This window comes from Acinetobacter sp. SFD, assembly GCF_001647575.1.
In the GTDB taxonomy this organism is placed as follows: Bacteria; Pseudomonadota; Gammaproteobacteria; order Pseudomonadales; family Moraxellaceae; genus Acinetobacter; species Acinetobacter pecorum.
Window position 1 is genome coordinate 461,292 of sequence record NZ_LSZJ01000001.1, and the last position, 15,197, is coordinate 476,488.

Here is a 15,197-nt window from a genome sequence, read left to right on the forward strand (position 1 = left end):
GTCACTAATCAGTTAAATTAAAAAATAAGCCGAGTATTCTAGCGCGTTTCTTGGATATTCTGAATAGTTTGTTCAGATTCAGCATCTTTAGCAGCCGACAGGCTGGCAAAAAGTTCGGAAGAGCCCAGACTATTCAATAAACCTTCATAGGTTTGACGACTTTCGCCACGCAAATAGGCCCCTTCCAGGAATACCATCTGGCGCAGTGCCTGCCAGACCCATTTTTCTTCCAGCGTATTGGAATCGGTCAGATGGCCTGACATATACAGGAAGTTGGTCCAGTTGGTCAGTACAATCCATAGGTTGATGATCAGGGCTTCAATTTCTGAATCGGTCATTTCCATCAAGCCTGCATTGACAAAGCCTTTATAGATTTTCTGGCCCTGCTGCATCACCTGTCCGGCAAAGCGGGGATACAACTTGCGAAAATCTTCGTTATTTTCTACCAGATGATAGACATCCCGATGCAGGAAACGATAAGCCCATAGCTGACTACTCAGTACCTGAAAGTAATGTACCTTGTCATTGGCGTCCAGCGCACGGTCATCTGGCAAGGCCAGCATCTCTAGCGTTTGCTGCTGGTACTGTTCCATCAATTCTTTAATAATTTCATTTTTATTGCGGAAATGATAATACAGGTTGCCTGGGCTCATGCCGAGTTCAGCCGCAATGTGATTGGTGGTGACGGACCGTTCGCCACGCTCATTAAACAGCTGCAAACTAAGCTGCAAGATACGCTCTTTAGTTTTTAAGGTTTTGGTTTGGGACATCCTAAAATAACCATTCAGTTCGTGCATTAGCAGGCTAACACACAAAGTCACTTGACTAATTAGAGTATTTGCTCTAAAAATTAATTAATCGATTTTTGAATATGGTAGTGCGGCATGAACAGTCACACAAAAACAACATCAATGACACCACATTTCTTTGATAGCCAGTACCTCAATGAAGTCTTGGCACAACAAAAACACGCTTACTTACACTACCCTCTGCCAACTGCAAAGGAACGTATCGATCGTTTAGCTCGGCTTAAGCGTATCTTAGTTAAGTATCAAGATCAATTTGCTGAAGCAATTAATCAGGACTATGGTAACCGTTCGATCGGGGAAACCAAAATTGGTGAACTGCTCACCTGTCTGGAACATGTCAAATATTACAGTAAAAACCTGACCCGCTGGATGAAACCCTCCAAACGTCATGTCGGCATTATTCACCAGCCAGCCAAAGCATGGGTACAATATCAGCCTTTGGGCGTAGTCGGAATTATTGCACCGTGGAACTATCCGCTACTACTGTCTATCGGTCCGCTGATCTGCGCTCTGGCTGCAGGTAACCATGCCATGATCAAGATTTCCAGTGCATCGGCTGCCTTTGGTGCAGTGCTGGAAAAAGCCCTGGCCGAAGCCTTTCCGAAAGAATTGGTCGCGGTGGTGAATGGTGGCGGTGTCATCTCGGATGCATTCTGCCGTTTGCCGTTCGATAAGTTAATTTTCACCGGCTCGACGGCAGTCGGTAAAACCGTGATGGCGGCGGCTGCCGAAAATCTGGTGCCAGTGATTCTGGAACTCGGTGGTAAATCACCGGTACTGGTGCATCCATCCATTGATCTGCGTGATGTGGCTCAGCGTGTCGCCGTTGGCAAGCTCTGGAATGCTGGCCAGACCTGTGTGGCACCCGACTATATGTTCCTGCCACGTGGCAAGACGGCTGAATTTATTGATCATTTTAAGGCTTGCGTAGAAAGCATGTATCCGGATATCACCCATAACCAGGATTACACTTCGATTATCAATGACAAACAATATAATCGTCTGCAAGGTTATCTGGATGATGCACGCGAGCAGGGTGCGCAAGTCATTGAAATTAATCCGCGCAGTGAAAATTCGGCTGATCTGCGCAAGATTGCACCGACCATCGTGACCAATGTCACTCCAATGATGCAGATCATGCAGCATGAAATCTTTGGCCCACTGCTTCCAATCATGGAATATGATCAAATTGATGATGTCATCGACTTTATTAATAGCCGTCCGCGTCCACTTGCTTTATACTACTTCGACTTTGATCAGGCGCGTGCTGATTATGTCGCACAGCGTACCCATTCAGGGCATTTTGGGCAAAATACGGTACTGACCCATGTTGCACAGGACGACTTACCATTTGGGGGTGTCGGTGCATCAGGTATGGGTAAATACCACGGCCCAGAGGGCTTCTTCAGTTTGTCGCATGAACGCTCAGTAATGTCGAATCCAAAGCTGTATAGCTTGAAATACATTCTGCCGCCGTTCAATAAACCGATTCACAAGCTGATTTCGAAGACCCTTCTCCGCTAAATGATCAAGGCATGAGCTATCGACATAGTTCGTGCCGCGTTTTGACGGAAATCGCTTGTCTTTTAAGCGCATTTTTGATATAAAACGCCCCTTGAATGATTTCAATCCGTTTATTTTTGACTGGCCATACAGATTTGCTGTTGGCTAAATCAATGGAGTTACACCATGTCTAAGGTTTGCCAAGTTACCGGCAAGCGTCCAGTCGTTGGTAACAACGTCTCACACGCCAACAACAAAACTAAGCGCCGGTTCGAGCCGAACCTGCACCACCACCGTTTCTGGTTAGAAAGCGAAAAACGTTTTGTACGTCTTCGTTTAACCACTAAAGGTATGCGTATTATCGACAAATTGGGCATTGAAAAGGTTGTTGCTGACCTGCGTGCTCAAGGTCAAAAGATCTAAGGAGTCTGAACCATGCGTGATAAAATTCGCTTAGTTTCTTCAGCTGGTACAGGTTATTTCTATACCACGACTAAGAACAAACGTACTATGCCGGAAAAAATGGAAATCAAAAAATTTGATCCAAAAATCCGTCAACACGTAATCTTCAAAGAAGCTAAAATCAAATAATTTTAGTTTCTTTAAAAAAGCGGCCTTTTCAGGTCGTTTTTTTTTGCACTTTTTTTATCCGGCTTGATAAACTTTCTGAATGTTTTGGCATTTTTTGTGCTTATTTCCCAATAAACCTAACTAAAGGAGTATTTAGTGCCACATGATGTAGAGCTCATTATATTACTCGCTGTTGGTTTTGGCTTAGCTTTAGTCTTTGGCTATCTCGCAGCACGGCTGCGTCTTCCCCCTTTGATCGGCTATTTGATTGCCGGTGTGCTGATTAGTCCTCATACGCCGGGTGTGGTCGGTGATATTCATCTGGCCAACCAGTTGGCAGAACTAGGCGTCATGTTCCTGATGTTTGGTGTCGGGATGCATTTCTCTCTGAACGATCTGATGCAGGTACGCCGGATTGCCCTGCCTGGTGCGATTTTACAGATTGCAGTTGCCACCTTGCTCGGGGTCGGAGTTTCGATGCTGTGGGGGTGGAGCTTTGGTTCAGCGCTGGTCTTCGGCCTAAGCCTGTCCTGTGCCAGTACCGTGGTTCTACTCAAAGCGCTCGGAGATCGTGGCCTGCTGGATTCGATCAATGGCCGAATTGCAGTTGGCTGGTTACTGGTCGAAGATCTGGTGATGGTATTGGCGCTGGTCTTGTTACCTGCGACTGCAGTGCTACTCGGTGGTCAGGCCCTGGAAGGTGCAAGCGATGAAAATATCTGGCTCACCTTAGGCATTACCCTACTTAAAGTCGCAGGCTTTATTGCCTTCATGCTGATTATTGGTAAGCGCTTGATTCCAATGATCATACAGGTAGTGGCACGTCTTGGTTCACGTGAGCTGTTCACCTTAACCGTGGTGGCTGCTGCTGTTTCTATCGCCTTCGGCGCTTACAAGATTTTTGGCGTTTCTATGGCTCTGGGTGCGTTTTTTGCCGGTATGGTGGTAAAAGAGTCTGATTTCAGTCATCGCGCCGAAGAGGAAACTTTGCCACTGCGTGAAGTTTTCTCGATTTTATTCTTTGTCTCCGTCGGCATGCTGTTTGATCCGCGCATCTTGCTGGAACAGCCCTTACATGTACTGGCAGTAGTGGGCATTATCATGATTGGTAAGACTATTGCAGCCATGGCACTGGTACTGTTCTTTCGTTATCCGATCAATACGGCTTTGACCGTCGGTGCTTCGCTGGCACAGATTGGTGAGTTCTCCTTTATTCTGGCTGCGCTTGGTGTATCCCTTAACCTGCTATCGTTAGAAGGACAAAACCTGATTCTGGCAGGTGCCTTGATTTCAATCACCCTCAACTCTTTCGTTTTCTCTGCGATTGAACCCGTACAAAAATGGATCCGGGAGCGTTCAACTTTGGCCCGCTTACTGGAACGCAGTGGTGACCCACTGGCGATGTTACCCGATGAAGTTTCACAAGATTATTTGCGCGATCAGGTGGTGATTATTGGCCATGGTGAGGTTGGGAGGCGTATTACCCGGTCATTGATGGAAGAGAACATCAAGGTGGTGATTGCCGAAGAAAACCGTGACATCGTAGAAAATCTGCGTAAAAAAGGTATTGCTGCGGTTTCCGGTATTGCCACTGAAGCTGGCGTTCTCATTCAGGCGCATATTCAGCACGCGCGCTTACTGGTCATTTCCCCTATGGATATTATCGATATCCATAAAATTGTCGACATTGCCAAGACTTTGAATCCGCAAATTCAAGTACTGGTCTGTGCAGAAAGTAAGGAAGAAGCTGAAGCGATCCGTCGGGATAATATTGGTGAGGTATATTATGCCAAAGAGGAAATGGCAAAAAATATGAGTAATCATATTTTAAACCAGATTGAAATCGCGCATCAGCATACGCCTTCTCATTAAAATTTTTCTTTGAATTCCTCCCTATAAAAAAGTTGCCAGATCCGGCAACTTTTTTATAGGAAAGCAGGCACTGAAGCTCTTTCTTGTACTTATAAATCCGCATCACTGCATTTCTGATAAAACCAAAAAAGCACACTGATCGTGTGCTTTTTAAATGGGTTTTAACGATTAACTCATATACTTTGGCTCTTCATCCACAACCTCAGCCTGCCATTCATTGACCTGCTGTTCCAGCAAGCCATATAAGGCCGCCTGAATCATCTGCTGCGCAACAAAAGGAGTCTGCTCTCCAAGTAGAGCTTTTACCTCGTCATTAAACTGAATCATCACCAAAGGCTGTTTATGTGAACCTGCATTGCGTAAAGCCAATGCGCCACCTTCAAGTTGAACGAGTTCTAAAATCGCGTCTTGATTACCAAATAAGTCTTTCAACTGTTCTATAGACATATATCCTCCACGTTCAACATGGCGGCAAAGAGCTGAATGCACTTTGCATCATTAGAGTAATTGATATAGGGTTAAAAATTGTAATTTCAAGTACAGCCGATCTGATTAAAATTCAATCATCTCATTACGAAACCCATCAATTAATTGGGTCAGGTCACGATGCCACTCTCTTAATATAGCAGTATCAGGTAACCATGCTTGTGGAGACTGTGTGACTTTAATGATGAGATTTGAAGAAGTTTCGTCTTCAGGTTCTGGGGTACTTGGTTCTGGCGCATACTGGCATAAACGATAGGCGCGTTTCAGTTCAGCAATGAAACCGCTTTTAGATAAATGCTGTAGCACAGTGACTTCTGGCGAAATCTGGCCTTTGGCCGCCATCAGTTCTTCAATTGATTTGAGGGTTGGATTAGGATCATTCAGGCGATAGTAACGTACCAGTTCCTGTAAAAATGCTAACAAGGCACCATGCAAATGAAAAACAGTTGCCTCACGCTGTGCTTGAGCCTGTTGTACATGTTCGGTTTGCTCTGCCTGCTGGCAGGAAAGACGGGCAAAATACAGTTTTTGATTGGTACGGTCCGCATGATAGCGAGCAACACGGGTCATCGAGATTTCCTAAGGGTTAAAACAAATTTTGGCTTTTATAAAGTAAAAGGTTCGCCTGCATTTCGCAATCAAAAGATGTTTAAACTGAATTCATCCAGATCCGACTTCAAAGCATTAAGCCCACTGAGCAAATTGAAATATCCTAAATTACAGCCATAAAAAAGGAGCATCATCTGCTCCTTTTTCTATTTACGCCTGTGGCTTTTCTTCAGCCTGTTTGACACGAATACCTGTGCCATGTAAGCGTAAGGTATTCAAGCCTTTGATCGCTTTAACTGCTTCACGACCATGTGGCATTTCTACAAAGGCGAAGCCTTTAGATTTACCAGTTTCAGCATCCAGCACCAAAGTACAGTTTTCTACTGTGCCGTATTCCTGGAACAGTTTCAGCAATTCGGCTTCTGTGACTGTACGTTCTAAATTACGAACTAAAATTTTCATCTAATAACCTTAAGAAGATAGGCAAAAAATATCAAAAAGCACGCGCCTACTCTACTTTTTGCATGAAACAACTTTGCTATAGTTTAATCGAGATCAATGCCAAAATCTAAATTAATCGACTTGCGTTCAATCAAGGCACTTTTGACGGTTTGCTGCCGGGTTTTGTAATGAGTTTCCGTGGTGCAGAACTGCCGGGTAAGATCATTCAGGAAATAGCTCTCGACTTTACGCCCCTGCTCATCGACCGTTTCCCGCGCCCAATGATTCAGGTTCTGTTTGGTCAGAATCAATTCATTTTTTGCCCGGGTCAATGCTACATACAGCACACGACGCTCTTCTTCGACATCATCAAAATCACCTTGGGCACGTGCATGCGGATAATTCCCCGGCGTGACATTGGCTACATAACATACATTTTGCTCGGTGCCTTTGGCTGAGTGAATGGTAATCAGCGTCACCACATCATGATCGGACTGACGTTCAATTTCCGAGATTGACACCGGATCCAGTACATATTCCTCTAAAAATTCACTCAGCTGCGAATGCTTGGACGCCAGCTGTTTGACCAGTTCAAAATCACTCTGGCGACGTGACCAGTCCTTTTTATAGTTTTCCGCCAACTGAGATTCAATCGCCTGAATCGCAAGACTGACACAGGCTTGCACTTCGCCTTGGAGCACATTCATCTGCTGCATAATCAGAATGGTTTCTAGCGGTATCTTGCCAAACTGTTCTAATTTCTTTGCAATCTGATCCATTTCAGGTTCAGCCAATAGCTGCTGTGACAGCTTGCTGGCACCCACATCACCTACACCATTCCACAGGGTTAAGAAACGCATCCAGGCAATATCATCCAATGGATTGGCGACCACCCGCAGCATGCTGAGCAAATCTTTGACATGCGCCGTTTCCAGCAGCTTCATGCCACCAATAAAGCGATACGGTACATTGGCTGCAATACAGGCTGCTTCAATATGCCGTGCGGCAAAGCTGGAACGAACCAGCACCATATGCTCGCCCCATTTGCTGCCTTGCAGATAATGGCGTTCTTTAATATCAATCGCAATCCATTTGGCTTCATCAAACTCATTCGGGAAGATATGCATACGCGGCTTAATGCCTTCTCCGCGATACGCTTCCAGACGTTTATCATATTTGATTTCAGACTGATCGAGCAGCCAGTTGGACAGATCCAGAATTTCCTGCGTCGAGCGGTAGTTTTTTTCTAATTTAAAAATTTGCGCATCTGGCACACGTTCTTTGAAATGGTGAATATTTTCAAAGTCTGCACCACGAAAGCCATAAATCGACTGGGCATCATCACCGACACAGAACAGGCTGATCCGGTCTTTGAGTGGCTCCAGCAAAGCCCATTGCAATGGATTGGTATCCTGCATTTCATCCACCAGCATATGTCGGCATATAGAAGCGACATAGTCGATCAGACCTTCGGACTGTGCCAGCGCCGTGGCAACTATCGCCAGAATATCGTCATAATCCAGAAAACTTCGCGCCTGCTTACGTGCTTCATATTCTTTCATGATTTCGGCAATCTGGTCCTTTAAGGCCAGATATTCCGGCATCTGTTTTTCCAGCGCCAGACTGAGTTTTTGCCGGGTGTTCCGTGCAAAGGAATACAAATCACATAATTCCTGAGGCTTAGGCAAATGATTGGGGTTCTTCCTGTCATCACGACCGCGAATCAGGCGGAACATCATCAGCTGATCATCACGATCAATAATCGAAAACTGTTCCAGACCAAAAGCTTTCGGAATACGGCGCAGCAGATACATACAGAAGGTATGAAAGGTCGAGGCCCGCAGTCCCTTGGCTTCTTCACCAAGTGCCAGTTCGACACGCGCCACAATTTCACTGGCAGCCCGGCGGGTAAAGGTCAGAATCTGAATCTGGTTGGCAGGCACGCCCTGTTCAATCAAGTAAGCTGCGCGTGCCACGATGGTCTTGGTTTTGCCACAACCTGCCCCGGCCAGCACCAAACTGTGTTTTGCTTCTGTGGTCGCTGCTTGCTTTTGTTGGGGGTTTAATTCATCAATCAGGGTGGCTAAACTCATTTTCACTCATCATTTTGTGGATGTATATAGTTTAACAGATCGCTTCCAGAATTATGGCTTTTCAGTTGTCCTGACACTGTCTCCAATTTTATTTCTTGATTTATTACCTGATAATGAAGCGTGCTGGATTGCAGGAGAGAGAAATACTTTCACTCTGTCAAAAGATTTTTGACTATCTCAGCGACAGCTTTCTCCAAGTTCATTTCTGCATTTTTTAAGGCTTCCTCTAAAGGACAATCTGGTGGATTAATACCAATAATCTGGCTAAATCCTGATTCAAACAGATCCTCAATTCCTTCACCGACTAGACCCGCAAAAGCGATTACCGGTTTATTAAACTGCCTGGCGAGCTGTGCCACCCCAAAAGGGGTTTTGCCCAAAGATGTTTGACTATCAATTTTACCTTCACCGGTCAGGACATAATCTGCCTGAGCTATTTTCTCGCTCAGTTTAACCTGTTCAATCATCAGTTCCACCCCGGACCGAATAGAGGCAGCGGTAAATGCCATTAAACCAAAACCCAGTCCACCGGCTGCACCCGCGCCTGCAACATGACGATGATCACGGCCAATCTGCCCAGCGACTACATCGGCAAAATGACCGAGGTTTTGATCCAGCTGCTTGACCATTTCAGGCATTGCCCCTTTTTGCGGTCCAAAGATTATTGATGCGCCATGTGGTCCACGCAGTGGATTATTGACATCTGATGCAATGATTATTTCAGTATCTGCTAAACGTGGATCCAGTCCAGATAAATCCATTGATTTGACCAGATATAAGTTTCCACCACAGACCCGAATTGGCTCACCTACATAATTTAAAAACCGCACGCCCAGTGCCTGTGCCATGCCGGCACCACCATCATTAGTAATACTGCCACCCAGTCCAATGATGATTTTTTTCACTCCCAGATCCAATGCCTGTTTAATCATCTCTCCTGTGCCATAGGTTGACGTGAGCATCGGATTACGCTGTGAAGGCGGTAATAAATGAATGCCATTGGCCTTGGCCATTTCAATCACGGCGGTTTGACCTGCATCCATTAAACCCCAATAGGTATGGATACGTTGTTCAGGCAGTGGCCCGGTCACTTCGCATGGGATTTGCTGACCCCTTAGGCTTGAAATTAGCGCATCGACAGTTCCTTCACCACCATCAGCCATCGGTACCTGTATGATACAGGCATCCGGAATGACTTTCTGGATACCCCGCTGCATGGCCTGACAGGCCTGTTCAGCACTCATACTTTCTTTAAAGGCATCTGGTGCAAGAACAAAGATTTTTGACATAGAAACGATCACTCTTTTTGGTATCTCTACAGTATCAAAAAGAGTGTATATAATGCTCTTAAAACAAAAGATTAAACCTTAGATGAACTTTTCGGAACCTCACGGCGAATATAGGAAGCAAGCATCAGGTAGTTAATACCCTGAAATAAAATATCAACGGCTAGAAATAAGCCCAACACCCAGAACGGAGCATCTGGTGTTCGCAAGATCATGATTCCAGCCAGGAGAGTCAGTATGCCGGAAAACAGGATCCAGCCCCATCCCGCCGTTGGCCGGAATACAAAGGCATTTATCAAGCGGATGACTCCTGCAATAATCAGGATAATGGCCAGAACATTGGTTAGAACGATCGCGGTTTGCACGGGCGTGGTAAAAGCAAAGTATCCGGCAATTAAATACAGCAAGCCAAATAAGGCCCAGAACCAGCGCATACCGCCCTCAAAAATCTTGAAGGATGCGATAATATGTAAGACCCCACCGACCATCATCAGTACGCCGAAAATGAATACTGCAGATAAGGTTGCCACAGGTAAGGTCGCCATTAAAATCAAACCAAAAATAACCAGCAAGATACCAAAGGCCAGATACCATTTCCGGTTTCGATGTAAGGAATCGAATACAAGGTCATTACCTACTGTTTTCATTTTTATTCTTCTTGATGCTGTTCGTTTAATTTATCTTAAGCGATTCAATTGACCATACTGTATAAAAAATGCAGCTTTCATGTCATGACTTCAAGCTGACAACAGCTATGAGGTCAGTGACAAGGATGCTGTTATTCTTTCCACCCAAGTTCAATGGCTGTAATCGCATTAATTAGTGTCTGTTCCAGGCTATCTGGCATTTTGCTGGTCGTTTGAGAAGTGGGAATATGACCTGCCATCAGCTCTGCTTTGGCTTGCGGAAACAAAGGTTGCTGATCTGGAAATGCATAACCCACCGGATAAAGCGGCTGTCCTGTCGCTAAATCATATTTGTCCGAGGCCCCAAAAGCATGCAGCAACTCATGTACCAAGACAATTTTATTCTGTTCAGCCTGTTTTTTGGAGGCAAATAAATTGACTGATCCAATCCGGCCTTTTTGCAAGGCAGTTGAATGCTTTAATTGTTTGGTTTGTGCAGGATCATAATAATTTAAATATAAAGTCACACTAGGTGAACCGTCAGCACTTTGATGCTGTTTCCAGGCATAAAAACGGAATTTCAAACTCCATAAAACGGTATCGATGAGTGAGGCCTGCTCAGGGACTTTCGGTGGTAAAGCTTTAAGTTCACGGCCTAAATTAAAATAAAAATAAGTTGGCTGATCACGATATTGCTGCGCGGCTTTTTCCAGATATTCCCTGGCTCCATTCAAGTCCTGACCCGACAGTTGCTGGATATATTGCTGTGTGGTCGGCAATCCATCGGCATTAATCGGATGTAGCAACACCATAACCGGTTTGGACCAGTTCTGATTTTGGTCCCGATAGGCATTGACTGCAACAATCAACAAGATGATTAATAAAATCAGAATCCGAATCTTTTTCCACATGGCAGTTACACGCTCTGTTTTTTTATTTTTCTTAAATACATCTGGCTCATTTCAATCTTGGTTTCAAAAAGATTTAGAGTTTTAATTAAACCTGACAATTTGGCTCTACCATAGTTACGAGAATCAAAATCAGGTTTTACTGCACTGATATACTGCCCGACCATACTTAAATTCGCCCAACCATTTTCATCCGCATTATCTTTTACAGCTTTATAAATCAGATTCAGCGTAGCCCGATCCATCCCTTCAGGAAGATTTGAATTTTCCTTAGGTGGAGTCACCATCTTATGGTCTAAAGATTTGTCAGAGCTTACTCCTTTCTTCGGGGAAGTATTAGCGAGTTCATCCTCTTCCTGCTGCTTGATGTCAATGTCTGCAATCAAGTTTTCCACATAAATAAACTTATCACATGCTTTTTTAAAAGCTTCTGGAGTCGTTTTCTTTCCAAAACCATACACACTCAAGCCATTTTCACGGATTCTTGAGGCTAAGGGGGTAAAATCACTATCACTGGAGACGATACAGAAACCATCCAAAGCACCTGCATATAACAAGTCCATGGCATCAATAATCAGGATCATATCCGTGGCATCTTTACCCTTGGTATAGGCGAATTGTTGTACCGGAGTAATAGCAAGTGGAAGTAGCACATCTCGCCATTTCTTTAAAGTTTCGCTGCTCCAGTCCCCATACACACGTTTGACACTGGCAATGCCATATTTCGCAACTTCTTCCAAGACTGATGAAATCGCATTGATGGAAGAATTATCGGCATCAATTAATACAGCAAACTTTTTGGTCTGAATATCCACATTTACCCCAAAATATTATTTTTAATTTTTTCTATAAATGATTCTGACATAAAAAATGCCGACTTTCGTCAGCATTTTTTCAATCTTGAAGTTTAGGCTTCCACCCATTTTCCGTCCTGATAAACCAGAGACCATTTGGTCTGCTTGCCTTCAGCATTTTCTGAACCAATATATTGTGACTGGTTCTTACGGCTAAATTTCACCAGCGTTGGATTCCCTTCAGGATCAACATCCGGTGCCTGCAAGATAAACTGGTATTTCGGGTCGAGCTGGTCGGCCACGGTACGCAATTCTGCCACTTTCGGTGCCCGGGTTTCACGGACTTTCGGAAACTTGCTTGCTGCCAGGAACAAACCGGCTGCACCGTCACGCAGCACAAAGAAATCGTCATGCTTGGTGGAACGCAGATGTTCCATCTTGATCGGATCAACGCGTGGTGGCGCAGGCTGACCATTTTTCAGAACTTTACGGGTATTCTCACAGCTGGTGCAGGCAAAGTATGGACCAAAACGACCCGTCTTCAGCTGCATTTCACCATCACATTTATCACATGGAATGCTCGGACCATCATAGCCCTTGATCTTGAACTCGCCTTCTTCCAGCTCATAACCATCACAATCCGGGTTGTTTCCGCAGATATGCAGTTTACGACCGCCATCAATCACATAGCTGTCCATTGCAGTGCCACAGACTGGACAACGTTTTTTTGACATCAGGTCTGCAGTTTCTGCCGCATCATCATCTGACAAAGCTGCCAGAGATTCAACCGGAGTCAGGTTTAGCGTGCCTTTACAACGTTCTTTGGGTGGCAGGTTATAACCCGAACAACCCAGGAATACACCCGTTGTTCCGGTACGGATCTGCATCGGACGGTCACATTCCTTACAATGTACCGCATCGACTTCCACAGGCTGATTGCGGCGCATGCCGTTTTCACCCTGTGCCGTGGTCAAACGCTGCTTGAAGTCGCCGTAGAAGCTGTCTAACAGCTCTTTCCAGTTACGTTCACCATCTGCGACTTTATCGAGCTGACCTTCAAGGTCTGCGGTAAAGTCATAGTTCATCAGGTTGTTAAAGCTTTCATCCAGACGATCCGTCACGATCTCGCCCATCTTCTCGGCATAGAGACGACGGTTGTCCAGTTTCACATAACCGCGATCCTGAATGGTCGAGATAATCGCAGCATAGGTCGATGGACGGCCAATGCCTTTCTTCTCGAGTTCTTTCACCAGCGAGGCTTCAGTAAAGCGTGCCGGTGGCTTGGTAAAATGCTGAGAAGGATCGAGCTTTTCAAGCTTTAATACTTCACCCACTTTCACAGCAGGCAACAGCACATCATCATCCGACTTGTTCTGACCGCGTACTTTAGTGAAACCGTCAAACACCAAGGTACGACCTTTGGCTTTGAGTTCTACACCATTAGCATCCACTAAAATCGTTGATGATAAATATTCTGCAGGTGTCATCTGGCAGGCCACAAACTGACGCCAGATCAGGTCATACAGACGCTGTGCATCACGCTCTACACCGGCAAGACTATCGCCTTTGAGTGCGACATTCGATGGACGAATGGCTTCATGTGCTTCTTGCGCACCGGCTTTATTGCCATAACGGTTCGGCTTGGCAGGTAAATATTTTTCACCAAACTCGGCTTCGATATGACCACGTACCATATTGACTGCATCATCACTCAAGAAGGTGGAGTCGGTACGCATATAGGTAATGAAACCGGCTTCATACAAACGCTGCGCCAGCATCATGGTTTTCTTCACCGAGAAGCCCAAGCGGGTACTGGCGGCCTGTTGCAAGGTTGAAGTGATATACGGTGCGCTTGGATTAACCTTGGTCGGTTTATCTTCACGACTGATGACTTTGTATTCGGCATCTTTGATCAGATTCAAAAGTGCATCAGTTTCATCTTTGTTGCGCAGTTTGAGCGACTTGCCATTTTGCTTGACTGCTTCAAGACGAATCTCATCTTTTTTCGTCTTGGTATCAGCAAATACCTGCCAGTATTCTTCAGGAATAAAGGCACGAATTTCACGTTCACGCTCTACCACCAGTTTCACAGCAACCGACTGTACCCGGCCTGCCGATAAGCCGCGGGCAATTTTTTCCCACAGCAATGGCGAAATCATAAAGCCTACCACGCGGTCGAGGAAGCGGCGTGCCTGCTGCGCATTAACTTTGTTGGTATCCAGACGTGCAGGATGCTTGAAGGCATCCTGAATGGCATTTTTGGTGATTTCGTTAAACACTACACGCTGATAACGCGAATCATCACCGCCAATGACTTCTTTTAAATGCCAGGCAATCGCTTCCCCTTCCCTGTCCATATCCGTTGCCAGATAGACTTCATCGACTTGCGATGCCAGTTTCTTTAGTTCGGCAACCACATGTTCTTTGCCAGGGAGGACTTCGTATTTGGCTTTCCAGTCATGTTCCGGATCAACCCCCATGCGGTTAATCAGGGCCAGTTGTGATTTTTCAGCTTTTTCTGCATCTGTCAGTTTGGTACGTGTCGCCGGCTTTTTCTCTGTCGATTTTACAGAACCGCCTGTCGGCAAGTCACGTACATGACCCACCGATGATTTTACGATGTAGTTCGGACCAAGGTACTTATTGATTGTTTTCGCTTTTGCAGGCGACTCCACAATCACTAGGGCACGCTTACTTCCAGCGTCGGGAGACTTCGCTGTGCTGCTTTTTGATGTGGACCGAGGAGCGTTCGCCATAATTAACCGTTAATCCTGTTTATTTCTAAATTAAAATTCAGCCAAAGCATGTAACAGTGCCTTGATGTCATCAAGTTGTGTTGCTCTAAGGTCAGATTCTTCATCCCAATACATGCCGACACAGTTGGCCTGCATATCAATAGCATAAATGCCTTTTAATGCAATGGGAAAATCTTTAAATTTCTCATCACCCTGCACAATTTCGAGTTTATTATCGACAACACGGGCGCGCATCAGGGGCAAACGGGCTTCCGGCATCAGCACACTGTAGTACGCAACCATACTGGCACGGCTTTCAGTCGCCTTCGGGATTTTGGTCCAATCCGGTGCCACTACCAAACGTGGATGCAGACCCATTTTACGGGCTTTGTCACGCATCAGTCCCAAGGCTTTTTCCCGGGGACTTACACGCAACCCGAAAATCGACCCTATAACGAAAATGATGATGACCACCGTTACCCAGATTCCAGTGTTTTCCATAGTTCAACCTTTATGTTCTATTAT

General features: G+C 45.3%; 15 protein-coding genes. 4 read left to right on the top strand and 11 right to left on the bottom strand.

The genetic code is table 11. The features are described from left to right. Positions 1 to 38 precede the first annotated feature (38 nt). The gene (locus AY605_RS02250) at positions 39 to 770 is read right to left on the bottom strand and encodes a TetR/AcrR family transcriptional regulator (RefSeq protein ID WP_064094846.1); all 732 of its coding nucleotides are present in this window, start codon (positions 768 to 770) and stop codon (positions 39 to 41) included. A 114-nt stretch (positions 771 to 884) separates the two neighbouring features. Here AY605_RS02250 and AY605_RS02255 point away from each other — a divergent pair, with 114 nt between their 5' ends. The 4 genes from AY605_RS02255 (at position 885) to AY605_RS02270 (ending at position 4,754) form a co-directional block, all read left to right on the top strand. Beyond that, positions 885 to 2,333, top strand: a complete 1,449-nt coding sequence (locus AY605_RS02255; protein WP_064094847.1) for a coniferyl aldehyde dehydrogenase — start codon at positions 885 to 887, stop codon at positions 2,331 to 2,333. A gap of 165 nt (positions 2,334 to 2,498) precedes the next feature. Next, entirely contained in the window at positions 2,499 to 2,735 is a 237-nt protein-coding gene (gene rpmB, locus AY605_RS02260; RefSeq protein WP_000048256.1) for a 50S ribosomal protein L28, read from the top strand. Positions 2,736 to 2,747: 12 nt separating this feature from the next. Further along, positions 2,748 to 2,903 carry a 50S ribosomal protein L33 gene (gene rpmG, locus AY605_RS02265; protein WP_001205031.1) on the top strand — a complete coding sequence of 52 codons (156 nt, stop codon included), beginning with the start codon at positions 2,748 to 2,750 and terminating at the stop codon, positions 2,901 to 2,903. 135 nt (positions 2,904 to 3,038) lie between these two features. Further along, the gene (locus AY605_RS02270) at positions 3,039 to 4,754 is read left to right on the top strand and encodes a cation:proton antiporter (protein ID WP_064094848.1); all 1,716 of its coding nucleotides are present in this window, start codon (positions 3,039 to 3,041) and stop codon (positions 4,752 to 4,754) included. A gap of 168 nt (positions 4,755 to 4,922) precedes the next feature. Here the strand turns inward: AY605_RS02270 and AY605_RS02275 are convergent, their stop codons facing one another. The 10 genes from AY605_RS02275 to AY605_RS02320 form a co-directional block, all read right to left on the bottom strand. Further along, positions 4,923 to 5,201 carry a hypothetical protein gene (locus AY605_RS02275; RefSeq protein ID WP_064094849.1) on the bottom strand — a complete coding sequence of 93 codons (279 nt, stop codon included), beginning with the start codon at positions 5,199 to 5,201 and terminating at the stop codon, positions 4,923 to 4,925. 105 nt (positions 5,202 to 5,306) lie between these two features. Further along, on the bottom strand, positions 5,307 to 5,810 hold the full coding sequence (locus tag AY605_RS02280) for a DUF6586 family protein (protein ID WP_064094850.1): 504 nt from the start codon (positions 5,808 to 5,810) through the stop codon (positions 5,307 to 5,309). Between the two features lie 189 nt (positions 5,811 to 5,999). Then, a complete protein-coding gene (locus AY605_RS02285; RefSeq protein ID WP_064094851.1) occupies positions 6,000 to 6,251 on the bottom strand; it encodes an RNA recognition motif domain-containing protein in 252 nt (83 codons plus the stop codon). An 83-nt stretch (positions 6,252 to 6,334) separates the two neighbouring features. Then, entirely contained in the window at positions 6,335 to 8,323 is a 1,989-nt protein-coding gene (locus AY605_RS02290; RefSeq protein ID WP_064094852.1) for an ATP-dependent helicase, read from the bottom strand. A 149-nt stretch (positions 8,324 to 8,472) separates the two neighbouring features. Continuing rightward, positions 8,473 to 9,612: a glycerate kinase gene (locus AY605_RS02295; RefSeq protein WP_064094853.1), complete on the bottom strand. Its 1,140-nt coding sequence runs from the start codon at positions 9,610 to 9,612 to the stop codon at positions 8,473 to 8,475. A 71-nt stretch (positions 9,613 to 9,683) separates the two neighbouring features. Continuing rightward, a complete protein-coding gene (locus tag AY605_RS02300) occupies positions 9,684 to 10,256 on the bottom strand; it encodes an HdeD family acid-resistance protein (protein WP_064094854.1) in 573 nt (190 codons plus the stop codon). A gap of 131 nt (positions 10,257 to 10,387) precedes the next feature. Further along, positions 10,388 to 11,146 (bottom strand): hypothetical protein, encoded by a 759-nt coding sequence (locus AY605_RS02305; RefSeq protein WP_064094855.1) that lies wholly within the window; start codon positions 11,144 to 11,146, stop codon positions 10,388 to 10,390. Between the two features lie 5 nt (positions 11,147 to 11,151). Further along, the gene (locus AY605_RS02310; RefSeq protein ID WP_064094856.1) at positions 11,152 to 11,958 is read right to left on the bottom strand and encodes an NYN domain-containing protein; all 807 of its coding nucleotides are present in this window, start codon (positions 11,956 to 11,958) and stop codon (positions 11,152 to 11,154) included. Positions 11,959 to 12,050: 92 nt separating this feature from the next. Beyond that, positions 12,051 to 14,693 (bottom strand): type I DNA topoisomerase, encoded by a 2,643-nt coding sequence (topA, locus tag AY605_RS02315; RefSeq protein ID WP_064094857.1) that lies wholly within the window; start codon positions 14,691 to 14,693, stop codon positions 12,051 to 12,053. Positions 14,694 to 14,723: 30 nt separating this feature from the next. Further along, the gene (locus AY605_RS02320) at positions 14,724 to 15,173 is read right to left on the bottom strand and encodes a hypothetical protein (RefSeq protein ID WP_064094858.1); all 450 of its coding nucleotides are present in this window, start codon (positions 15,171 to 15,173) and stop codon (positions 14,724 to 14,726) included. Between the last annotated feature and the right edge of the window lie 24 nt (positions 15,174 to 15,197).

Excerpts from the sequence above, each read along its gene's own strand:
- topA (WP_064094857.1), bottom strand. The coding sequence starts at position 14,693 with ATGGCGAACGCTCCTCGGTCCACATCAAAAAGCAGCACAGCGAAGTCT.
- AY605_RS02295 (WP_064094853.1), bottom strand. The coding sequence starts at position 9,612 with ATGTCAAAAATCTTTGTTCTTGCACCAGATGCCTTTAAAGAAAGTATG.
- rpmG (WP_001205031.1), top strand. The coding sequence starts at position 2,748 with ATGCGTGATAAAATTCGCTTAGTTTCTTCAGCTGGTACAGGTTATTTC.
- rpmB (WP_000048256.1), top strand. The coding sequence starts at position 2,499 with ATGTCTAAGGTTTGCCAAGTTACCGGCAAGCGTCCAGTCGTTGGTAAC.
- AY605_RS02285 (WP_064094851.1), bottom strand. The coding sequence starts at position 6,251 with ATGAAAATTTTAGTTCGTAATTTAGAACGTACAGTCACAGAAGCCGAA.
- AY605_RS02255 (WP_064094847.1), top strand. The coding sequence starts at position 885 with ATGAACAGTCACACAAAAACAACATCAATGACACCACATTTCTTTGAT.
- AY605_RS02300 (WP_064094854.1), bottom strand. The coding sequence starts at position 10,256 with ATGAAAACAGTAGGTAATGACCTTGTATTCGATTCCTTACATCGAAAC.
- AY605_RS02320 (WP_064094858.1), bottom strand. The coding sequence starts at position 15,173 with ATGGAAAACACTGGAATCTGGGTAACGGTGGTCATCATCATTTTCGTT.
- AY605_RS02290 (WP_064094852.1), bottom strand. The coding sequence starts at position 8,323 with ATGAGTTTAGCCACCCTGATTGATGAATTAAACCCCCAACAAAAGCAA.
- AY605_RS02305 (WP_064094855.1), bottom strand. The coding sequence starts at position 11,146 with ATGTGGAAAAAGATTCGGATTCTGATTTTATTAATCATCTTGTTGATT.
- AY605_RS02275 (WP_064094849.1), bottom strand. The coding sequence starts at position 5,201 with ATGTCTATAGAACAGTTGAAAGACTTATTTGGTAATCAAGACGCGATT.
- AY605_RS02280 (WP_064094850.1), bottom strand. The coding sequence starts at position 5,810 with ATGACCCGTGTTGCTCGCTATCATGCGGACCGTACCAATCAAAAACTG.
- AY605_RS02250 (WP_064094846.1), bottom strand. The coding sequence starts at position 770 with ATGTCCCAAACCAAAACCTTAAAAACTAAAGAGCGTATCTTGCAGCTT.